Raw genomic sequence first — 10145 nt, 5'->3', positions numbered from 1 at the left:
TTCCACAGTTTTCACCTGAAGCATTAAATAATCTGAAAGGTCGAGTGGAAACATTCACACAAGATTTAAAGGTTATCAAACCGTCAGTAAATATTCAGCCTCAGACAATCAATATCACAACTCAGACGGTACTTGATGGAAAGGTTATTGATGAAAGAACCACATCTCATATTAATCGTATGCAGGAAGATACCTTGATTAGCTCAGCTTACCCAGAGGAATAAACAATGTTAGAACTACTAATATTTATTGCCACACATGGCAATCTATTAATCTTTATCTAGTATGACGATTCAACTATGAATAGTCGAATGCTACGTGATTTCTTCTGAGCAGATACCAACATCAAAAATTAGATTTCACGTAGCTCACGCTTAACAGAATAGGAATAACAACAATGTTTGACACAAAGCAAATTAGATACTCAGGTAAAGATGGTATCTATTTTCACCTTAGAGATAATGTAGAATCTTTTCTTGCCTTAACAGCTACTGAACAGATGGACTATGACTCACCGATGATGGTGACAACCAGGCTATGCAATCGGGGCAAACTATCACTGATAATGTTCAGAGAGCACCTAAGACCATCTCTATTAGCGGTGTTGTAGTGGTTGATTCGACGGGTTCAGTTCTATTAACCAGACAGGGGCAACTTGTAGAGACCTTTATTTCTACGGTTGAACAATGGCGAGACCAGAAGCAAATCATCACTATTGTTTGTAAAGATGGAATATCTATCACTGATAGTATCATTACTCAGTTTAAAGCGAGTAAAGAGCATACCATTGCTAATGGTCTTCGTATTCAGATGACCTTCCAAGGTGTAGAATTTCGTTCAATCGTAGGGCAAACTGATATTTCAGCAGCTACTGGCAAGACCGCTACCACGAATGATGGTGGTGCTACCAGTAAAAAGAACACTGGCAACACTACAACGAGTCTTGGAAGCCCTATGCTGACCTGTAAAGAGCTTTTTAGCTATTCGGCAAGTGAGTTATCAGATGAAGCGCTAAAAGCCCGTGTAACGTGCTCTAAGAGCGTTAGCGTTAAAAATGGTGAGAGCACCTTCACAGCCTCAGCTAATGAGCGAGCTTCAAAAGTGCTTAAGTCGGGTAATGCTTTACGGAAGTACTCTGTGAATCCGAATAAGAAGGGCACTTATTGAGACATAAAAAGGGGCTTCATAGCCCCTGAAAATTACAGTTGATAAGCATCAATATCCAGTAGCTCTTTATCAGCAATTTCAAAGATTGGTGACCCATCATTTAGCGGTAGCGGGTCTGTAGGTATGGTGATTTCAGTGTCGTTCTGTAGCGTTATAGTTACTGAACCCTTACCCAATGTAAGCCCTTTTAGATGTTTGGACAAAATTAATTGACACTCGACACGACCCGCTTTAGTTGTCAGGTCAATATCTTTAAGCTGGGGTAGTTCCTTATCAGTGAGTGAAGCCTTACGCTTCATAGTATCAATCGTGGTCTGTAGTTCTGTGCGCTTCTGGTTAAGTTCCTTAAGCTGAATTTTTAGTTCATCAATATCATCCATCTCAAGAAGTAGGGCGGTAGCTTTCTTGATTCTGGCTGTGACAATTTCAACCTCATGCTGTAACGCTGCAATCTTCCTCTCTGATTCTCCATCATTCCCCACGTCAATCATCCCCAGAAAATTATCAATCATCCATCGGTCAAACGGTTTACGCTTCAACGGTGGAACATCACAGCGACCGTCTAAGTGGTTATTGCACCTGTAGACCCCAGCATACTTATTCTTTGTTCCGGTAGGATGGACACTAGCCCCACACTGACACCTAAACAGACCTTTGAAGATGTTAATCGTTAGTGGGTTGTCACTTGCAGGTGTACGGCCTTTACGATTCTTATCAAGAATCTCTTGAGCTTTATTGAACGTTGCAGCATCTATAGCGGCTTCGTAGTAGTTCGGTATAGCGGGGCGGTCATTGCGCTGTGATGCTGGTAGTGTACCTATCGTTGTCTCTGACCTTAAGATAGTACGCACAGAATGAACGCTAAATCCATTAGCATCTTTACGTCGTGAGAATGAACTAATGTTATTAGCCTGTAGGTGACGTGCAATGTTATGCAGACTTTCACCATCTAGCAGCAGCTTGAAAATCAAGCGTACAGTTTCAGCACGTTCATTGAGTTTAAAAGTCTCAGGGTCAATCCATCCGGGAACATTCCTTGTTAAACGTTGTTCACCAGCAAGGGCAAGCTTTGCACGTTGTTCCCATTTCTGACTAACACGGAAAGACTTCTGTTTACTCTCCTGATGCGCTATGTAGCTTTTAACCCGCTGAATGATTGAGATTCCTAAATCATCGGATAGAGCATCCCTTGTGTAGATTAGCCCATCCTGTAGAGTGTGAATCTCGATACCATGAGCAATAATGCGATTCATCAAGGCTTCTGTTTCAAGATGTTCAAGGCGGCCTATGCGGTCGATAGCTTCGACTAGTAAAATTGTCCCTTCTGGAAACTCCCCTGATTCAATGCGGGAGAGCATATCCCCAAATTGCCCTGATAAGTGTTTACCTTTGTAACCGGATAGACCTTCATCATTGAAAGATGCCACTACCTGAGCATCGCTATTCTTCCTTAACCACTGTTTGAATAGCTCATTTTGTCGTCTGGTTGAATCAGCACCTTCAGCACCTTGTGTGGCTGATGAGAATCTCAAGTATGTTATTACGGTTCTCACGGTGATAAACTCCCATGCAATTGATTATCATTTAAAGATGAACTTATAAACGTTATGGCTAATGCTACAGTGCCGAATAGCTACAATACAATGCCCCTTGATTTACCTCGCCGCTTCCCCTGGCCGACGTTACTTTCGGTCTGCATTCATGGTGCTGTTGTGGCGGGTCTGCTCTATACCTCGGTACATCAGGTTATTGAACTACCTGCGCCTGCGCAACCAATTTCTGTCACGATGGTTGCGCCTGCTGATCTCGAACCGCCACAAGCCGTTCAGCCGCCACCGGAGCCGGTGGTAGAGCCAGAACCGGAACCTGAGCCGATCCCCGAACCGCCAAAAGAAGCACCGGTGGTCATTGAAAAGCCGAAGCCGAAACCTAAGCCAAAACCGAAGCCGGTGAAAAAGGTACAGGAGCAGCCAAAACGCGATGTCAAACCCGTAGAGTCGCGTCCGGCATCACCGTTTGAAAATACGGCACCCGCGCGCCCCACATCAAGTACGGCAACGGCTGCAACCAGCAAGCCGGTTACCAGTGTGGCTTCAGGACCACGCGCATTAAGCCGTAATCAGCCGCAGTATCCGGCACGAGCACAGGCATTGCGCATTGAAGGGCAGGTTAAAGTTAAATTTGACGTCACGCCGGATGGTCGCGTGGATAACGTACAAATCCTCTCAGCCAAGCCTGCGAACATGTTTGAGCGTGAGGTGAAAAATGCGATGCGCAGATGGCGTTATGAGCCGGGTAAGCCAGGCAGTGGGATTGTGGTGAATATCCTGTTTAAAATTAACGGCACCACCGAAATTCAGTAAGCAGAAAGTCAAAAGCCTCCGACCGGAGGCTTTTGACTATTACTCAACAGGTAAGGCGCGAGGTTTTCCTTCAGGATCAACCGCGACATACTTAAATAATGCTTCTGTCGCTTTATAGCGTTGCCCGATTGGTTCAGACGCTACTTTTTTCACCCACACTTCAATATTAATGCTGACCGATGTCGTCCCTTTCTGGACACAGCGTGCATAGCAGCACACCACATCGCCGACCGCAACCGGCCGTAAGAAAGTCATTCCTTCAACCCGCACAGTCACTACGCGACCGTGGGCAATTTCTTTTGCCAGAATAGCGCCGCCAATATCCATTTGTGACATTAACCAACCACCAAAGATGTCACCATTGGCATTGGTATCGGCGGGCATGGCTAAAGTACGTAAAACAAGATCGCCCTGAGGGACGTTATGTGTTGTAGACATGGTAAAACCGACTTAAAAGGAAAATCACAGGCGCGATGCTACTATGATTTTCCTGAGGAGAACAGAGGAGATACAGCGCCAGCCCCGAAGGACTGGCAGTCTGGTTAGGATTTATCTTCCTGCGGCATGTGGCGGTAGATATAGATACCGCTTAACAATGTGAAGATTAAGGTAAGGGCGGTCAGGCCAAAGACTTTAAAGTTGACCCAAATATTTTGCGGCAGCCAGAATGCGATGTAGATGTTTGCCAGACCGCAAAGGATAAAGAAAACAGCCCAGGCCAGATTTAGCTTCGACCATACCGGTTGCGGCAGCGTGAGTTCTTTACCCAGCATCCGCTGAATTAGCGGCTTTTTCATCACCCATTGGCTGACTAACAGGGCTACCGCAAACAGAGCATAAATGACTGTAACCTTCCATTTAATAAACTCATCATTGTGGAAGAACAGCGTCAAGCCACCGAAGACGACCACCAGAACAAAAGTGATCAGGGCCATCTTCTCAACCTTACGAAAGCGAACCCAGCTATAGATAAGCACAATCGCCGTGGCGACGATCAGCGCTGCAGTAGCCGCATAGATGTCATAAATCTTGTAAAACGCGAAAAAGACAACCAGCGGTAAAAAATCAAGAAACTGCTTCATTTTACGATTCCGTAATCAAATGCTTAAGGTTATTGGCGAATCAACATATACAGGCGGAACAGATAGATGAGCAATATGGCAGAAATCAGGTTGCTCAAGGTGTTCGCCAGTACGGCACCAATTTCCGGGGTTAATGCGGCAAAAGAAGAGGCAAAAAGCAGCAACAGTGTTTTTGCCAGCAACCAGCTCAGTACTGCGGGTGCCACCAGACGCATATTCGCCCAAGTCAGCCGCATACTGCTACGCATCGAGGCAAAAATGCCCATTTTGTCCTGTACCAGCATCACCGGTGCCAGGGCCAGTAAAATGGCCATGATAATTCCCGGAACGACCACCAGCATGATGCCAATCTGTACTAAAAGGGTAGTCAGAAAAATCAGAATAAATAACTTGGGCAATATCGGCGCACTGGCACCAATAGCTCGCAGCGCACAGACTCTCTGACCCGCAGACACCAGCTGGATAATTAATATTACGCCTCCGGCGAGAATGGCGTTACCGATTAATTCTGAAAAAGTGGACGCCGCTGAAGCCTGCAGCAAAATTTGTTGCTGTTCCGGTGACATATTCTGAACCAGGTCGAACAACCCACTACTGCCGCTAACGGGCACGCCGTCATTGAGCTGCGCAAGCTGTGCATCACTGGGTGAGAAAACATGCCCTAACACCACTGTGATAAACGCACATAGCAACGATACCAACAGAATGGTCATAAATTGATTACGGAAGAAATTTCCGGTGTCACGGTATACGGACTGCGCCGTGATAGACATGCACTCTCCTTGAGTTTTATGCAGGTGTTAATTAGCGGGCAATTGTACCCTGGTTAAGCCTCGGGTGGCAGCATCAGGTCTTGTATGGAAAAGCATATCTTTGTAAAGCGGAGGTAATTGCTGGCCTTCAGGCGTGGGCAAACCGCGGCAAGTGGCGATCGAGTTAATATTTGCGTAGAGAAAATATTTAAAAATTGATTTAAATCACATTAACCAGGATTCTCAATGCAACTTCTAAATTAATCCAGATCAATAAATGGTGAATTATCATATGTAATGTGATCTATGTAGGATCATTTGTTACTCCAATGTAGGTATATTCGTCACGTTTTTATAACCATAACGACGGAGCGGATATGAAAAAGTTAACAGTGGCGGCTTTGGCAGTAACAACTCTTCTTTCTGGCAGTGCCTTTGCGCATGAAGCAGGCGAATTTTTTATGCGTGCAGGTTCTGCAACCGTACGTCCAACAGAAGGTGCTGGTAGTACGTTAGGAAGTCTGGGTGGATTCAGCGTGACCAATAACACTCAACTGGGCTTGACGTTTACTTATATGGCGACCGACAACATTGGTGTGGAATTACTGGCAGCGACGCCGTTCCGCCATAAAATCGGCACCCGGGCGACCGGCGATATTGCAACCGTTCACCATCTGCCGCCAACACTGATGGCGCAGTGGTATTTTGGTGATGCCAGCAGCAAATTCCGTCCTTACGTTGGGGCCGGTATTAACTACACCACCTTCTTTGATAATGGATTTAACGATCATGGCAAAGAGGCGGGGCTTTCCGATCTCAGTCTGAAAGATTCCTGGGGAGCTGCCGGGCAGGTGGGGGTTGATTATCTGATTAACCGTGACTGGTTGGTTAACATGTCAGTGTGGTACATGGATATCGATACCACCGCCAATTATAAGCTAGGCGGTGCACAGCAACACGATAGCGTACGCCTCGATCCGTGGGTGTTTATGTTCTCAGCAGGATATCGTTTTTAATTCCGCACAAAAACGACCCCGTAATATACGGGGTCAATAAGGACATGGTATAAAGGGTATTATTTCTTCGCTTCTACGCAATCAGTTTCAGAACGAATTAAAAATTTCTCAGTTGTTTGCGGAATATGCTGAATCAGCCAGTCGGCCATTTGCTTTTCCTCATTTAAAATCGCTTCGATGATCGGAATTGAGACTGTATCACCGGCATTTTTTGCTGCTGCTAATAGTGAGGTGTAACAGGCGATTTCAAATTGCTCGAAGACATATCCGCTAATAGAGCCTTTAACTATTTCATCAGAAGGGAATATACCACCGATTGACTGCCCAAGCGCAGCCATTTTACTCATGGAATCTTTAATGACTGAACGTGAAATGTCATTACGATCAAGAATAGTTTCCAGTTGAACAATCTGGTTTTTGGTTTCACTAAGATGTTGTTCAATACGAGCGCGTAGTTCAGGATAATTATCTATACGGCTGGCCATGGATTCAAGCATAGATTCGGCTTGCTTTTCCATTGCGTGGGCGTCACGTAACCAGTCATGATAATGTTCAATACGATTCATGAAAATGTCCTCTTTATAAAATGACTAAAAGTTAAAATTCATATATCAGGCTTTATTTTCGGCTTTCTTATTTACGTTATTAAGGGCCAGATCAGTCAGTTTGATGTCGGTGGCCTTTTCTTCTTCCAGGGTTTCTTTCAGAAGCTTCGCTGCTTTACGGTAACCTAATTGTTCAGCCAGCGTCGCTAATGTCCCGTAACTGGCAATCTCATAATGCTCGACTTTCTGTGCTGCGGCAATCAGTGCGGCATCACGCACTTCGTTTTTCTCGGTACTTTCGATGACCTCATTAGCTTCTTCAATAAGACCTTCCATTGCCACACATTTCATGCGCTTAATTTTCAGATTTGATTCTGATTCCACAACTTGATCAATTCGTTCAATCTGTCCATGAGTTTCCTCGAGGTGCGCATGAAAAGCCTGACTTAATTTTTCATTTGATGTTGCTCTTGCGAGTTTTGCCAGTGCCCGGGGTAATTGTTTTTCTGCGCTGTAGGTATCTGAAAGCAGTTGAATAAATACATCTTCAATGGTCTTCATATTCATATTTTTCTCCAGTGAAATCACTGCGAGCCATACGGCCCGCAGATGCAATTATCTTTATCAGCTGATATTAATAATTAACGGTGAATCAGGATTTGTCTGATTTATTACCACCGCTTTGTTGACCGCCTTTTTTACCCGCTTCAGATGCGCGTTGCGGATCATTTTTAAAATTACCGCCGCTATGCTGACCGCCTTTACGGCCTGCGTCGGATGCCTTCTCACGGTCTTCGGCGAAATTTCCTGAACCACCACGATGTTCGGCCATGTTATTTCTCCCGTTGCGTTGCATTGTTTCATTAATATGAGTGTTGTGTGTCGACACTCATTAAAATTAGTCGCTAATGAGAATTAGTCAAATTAAGCGCAACGAGAAGATAGAGGGAAAATATATTTTGAGGAACATTCTGGATATATTAACAATTACCTGAGGAATAAATGACTTAGAGAAAATTATTGATTTTACTGGTGTTATGTTGCGGGATTAATTTGTTTGATTATATTACTGTTGGGCGGAAAAATGACGTAAGTTGACGTTCGACCGGGGTAAGCGAAACGGTAAAAAGATAAATATTAAATGAATTTAGGATTTTTCCGGCTTCATTAAAGAAAGTTAAAATGCCGCCAGCGGAACTGGCGGCTGTGGGATTAACTGCGCGTCGCCGCTTTCATCGGTTGTACAAAAACTTTCAGTGCCGCCAGCATTTTCTCTGGCTCATTAATATGTTGCTCGATGATTTTAACAATGGCCGAACCAGAAATCGCGCCCGCAGCTCCTGCATCAATCGCTGCTTTTACCTGATCCGGGGCGGAAATACCAAACCCCTGCAATGGAGGTGCAGCGTTGTACTCTTTCAGCTTCGCAACCAGATGATTGAGGGGTAACGCGGCGCGGTTTTCTGCGCCGGTCACGCCCGCTCGTGACAGCAAATATGTGTAACCACGACCGTAAGAGGCTATCTGGCGCAGCAGGTCGTCATCGGCATTTGGCGGGCAGATGAAGATAGGTGCGACATTATGGCGCAACGCGGCCTGGCGGAAGGGCGCGGACTCTTCAACTGGCACATCGGCAACCAGCACCGAATCGACGCCGACTTTCTCGCACTGGGCATAAAACTCATCAATGCCTTTGTTAAACACCAGATTGGCATACATCAACAGGCCAATGGGAATGGTCGGGTGTTTCTGGCGAATCAGTGCCAGCATTTCAAAACATTGTGCCGGAGTCACACCTGCCGCAAAGGCGCGCAGAGTGGCGTTTTGAATGGTCGGGCCATCCGCCAGTGGGTCGGAGAAGGGGATACCTAACTCCAGCGCGTCAGCACCGGCTTCAATTAGCGTATCGATAATTTTCAATGACTGCTCAATGCCCGGATCACCGAGCGTGACGAAAGGAATGAATGCGCCTTCTTTGCGCTCCTTCAACTGGGCAAACAGAGATTCGTAGCGTTCCATCAGATTTCCCCTCGTGCTTTCAAAATATCGTGAACGGTGAAGATGTCTTTATCGCCGCGACCGGAAAGGTTAACCACCAGTAGCTGCTCTTTATCCGGGTTTTCGCGCATCATTTTCAGCGCATGGGCCAGGGCGTGGGAGGATTCCAGCGCCGGGATGATCCCTTCGTGCAGGCACAGCGTTTTGAAGGCTTCAAGGGCTTCATCATCGGTAATAGACACGTAATCAGCGCGTCCAGTGCTGTTAAGATACGCGTGTTGTGGGCCGACAGACGGGAAATCCAGTCCGGCGGAGATGGAGTAAGATTCTTCAATCTGCCCGTCTTCGGTTTGCATCATCGGCGCTTTCATACCGAAATAAATGCCCACGCGACCATGTTTTAGCGGTGCGCCGTGCTCGCCAGTTTCGATACCGTGACCACCAGGCTCCACACCAATCAGGCCGACGTTGGTTTCATTGATGAAATCAGCAAACATGCCGATGGCATTCGAACCGCCGCCAACACAGGCGATAACGGCATCCGGCAGGCGACCTTCTCTTTCCAGAATCTGCGCTTTGGTTTCTTCGCCAATCATCCGCTGAAACTCACGGACAATGGTCGGATAAGGATGCGGGCCAGCCGCGGTGCCCAGCATATAGTGCGCGGTTTCATAACTGCCGGACCAGTCGCGTAGCGCCTCATTACAGGCATCTTTCAGCGTGGCGGAACCGCTATGTACCGGGATCACTTCCGCACCCATTAAGCGCATACGAAAAACGTTAGGCGACTGGCGTTCAACGTCTTTGGCACCCATATAAATACGGCATTTCAGGCCGAGCAGGGCGCTGGCAAGGGCCGACGCCACGCCATGCTGACCGGCCCCGGTTTCGGCGATGATTTCGGTTTTACCCATCCGCTTCGCCAGCAACGCCTGCCCCAGCACCTGGTTGGTTTTATGTGCGCCGCCGTGCAGCAAATCTTCACGCTTGAGATACAGCGTGGTGTTCGTCCCGGCTGTAATGTTCTGGCATTTGGTCAGTGCGGTTGGACGCCCGGCATAGTTTTTCAGCAGGTCGTTGAACTGGGCTTGAAATTCAGGATCTTTTTGCGCGCTGACAAAAGCTTCTTCCAGCTGGCGCAGAGCAGGCATCAGGATTTGTGGCACGTACATGCCGCCAAACTCACCAAAATAGGGGTTAAGTAATGTTGTCATTGTTCCTT

11 protein-coding genes and 3 pseudogenes are annotated in these 10145 nt (G+C 46.6%); 4 read left to right on the top strand and 10 right to left on the bottom strand.

From position 1 onward, the window contains the following. Both ACUU1I_RS08560 and ACUU1I_RS08555 read left to right on the top strand, forming a co-directional pair. A pseudogene (locus ACUU1I_RS08560) lies at positions 1–224 on the top strand (tape measure protein); the annotation flags it as partial. A gap of 173 nt (positions 225–397) precedes the next feature. After that, positions 398–1167 (top strand): annotated as a pseudogene (locus ACUU1I_RS08555) (phage baseplate protein). Between the two features lie 32 nt (positions 1168–1199). Here the strand turns inward: ACUU1I_RS08555 and ACUU1I_RS08550 are convergent. After that, positions 1200–2720, bottom strand: coding sequence for a recombinase family protein (locus tag ACUU1I_RS08550; RefSeq protein WP_001261196.1), 1521 nt, complete (start codon positions 2718–2720; stop codon positions 1200–1202). A gap of 90 nt (positions 2721–2810) precedes the next feature. Between ACUU1I_RS08550 and tonB the strand changes: the two genes are divergently transcribed. Continuing rightward, positions 2811–3530, top strand: coding sequence for a TonB system transport protein TonB (gene tonB / locus ACUU1I_RS08545; protein ID WP_001127636.1), 720 nt, complete (start codon positions 2811–2813; stop codon positions 3528–3530). A 39-nt stretch (positions 3531–3569) separates the two neighbouring features. On the opposite strand, the gene yciA is transcribed toward tonB, so the two are convergent. The 4 genes and pseudogenes from yciA to ACUU1I_RS08525 all read right to left on the bottom strand — a co-directional run. After that, positions 3570–3968, bottom strand: a complete 399-nt coding sequence (gene yciA, locus ACUU1I_RS08540) for an acyl-CoA thioester hydrolase YciA (protein ID WP_000108160.1) — start codon at positions 3966–3968, stop codon at positions 3570–3572. Between the two features lie 104 nt (positions 3969–4072). Beyond that, the gene (locus tag ACUU1I_RS08535) at positions 4073–4612 is read right to left on the bottom strand and encodes a septation protein A (protein WP_000808674.1); all 540 of its coding nucleotides are present in this window, start codon (positions 4610–4612) and stop codon (positions 4073–4075) included. 29 nt (positions 4613–4641) lie between these two features. Further along, positions 4642–5385 (bottom strand): YciC family protein, encoded by a 744-nt coding sequence (locus tag ACUU1I_RS08530; protein ID WP_000028533.1) that lies wholly within the window; start codon positions 5383–5385, stop codon positions 4642–4644. 27 nt (positions 5386–5412) lie between these two features. After that, positions 5413–5502 (bottom strand): annotated as a pseudogene (locus tag ACUU1I_RS08525) (YkgJ family cysteine cluster protein); the annotation flags it as partial. 239 nt (positions 5503–5741) lie between these two features. Between ACUU1I_RS08525 and ompW the strand changes: the two are divergent. Further along, the gene (gene ompW, locus ACUU1I_RS08520) at positions 5742–6380 is read left to right on the top strand and encodes an outer membrane protein OmpW (protein WP_000737239.1); all 639 of its coding nucleotides are present in this window, start codon (positions 5742–5744) and stop codon (positions 6378–6380) included. 59 nt (positions 6381–6439) lie between these two features. Here the strand turns inward: ompW and ACUU1I_RS08515 are convergent, their stop codons facing one another. The 5 genes from ACUU1I_RS08515 to trpB all read right to left on the bottom strand — a co-directional run bounded on the left by ACUU1I_RS08515 (position 6440) and on the right by trpB (position 10137). After that, positions 6440–6946 carry a ferritin-like domain-containing protein gene (locus ACUU1I_RS08515; protein ID WP_001079508.1) on the bottom strand — a complete coding sequence of 169 codons (507 nt, stop codon included), beginning with the start codon at positions 6944–6946 and terminating at the stop codon, positions 6440–6442. A gap of 45 nt (positions 6947–6991) precedes the next feature. After that, positions 6992–7492, bottom strand: a complete 501-nt coding sequence (locus ACUU1I_RS08510; RefSeq protein WP_001056504.1) for a YciE/YciF ferroxidase family protein — start codon at positions 7490–7492, stop codon at positions 6992–6994. Between the two features lie 85 nt (positions 7493–7577). Beyond that, positions 7578–7757, bottom strand: coding sequence for a con-10 family general stress protein (locus ACUU1I_RS08505; RefSeq protein WP_000807650.1), 180 nt, complete (start codon positions 7755–7757; stop codon positions 7578–7580). Positions 7758–8137: 380 nt separating this feature from the next. Beyond that, positions 8138–8944 (bottom strand): tryptophan synthase subunit alpha, encoded by an 807-nt coding sequence (gene trpA / locus ACUU1I_RS08500; RefSeq protein WP_000443039.1) that lies wholly within the window; start codon positions 8942–8944, stop codon positions 8138–8140. Next, entirely contained in the window at positions 8944–10137 is a 1194-nt protein-coding gene (gene trpB, locus ACUU1I_RS08495) for a tryptophan synthase subunit beta (RefSeq protein ID WP_000209520.1), read from the bottom strand. The genes trpA and trpB overlap by 1 nt, the downstream gene beginning before the upstream one ends. Positions 10138–10145 lie beyond the last annotated feature (8 nt).

Source organism: Shigella sp. SIG3 (assembly GCF_053555855.1).
Note: the sequence above shows the minus strand (reverse complement) of the source record. Positions and strands in the feature narration are given on the sequence as shown.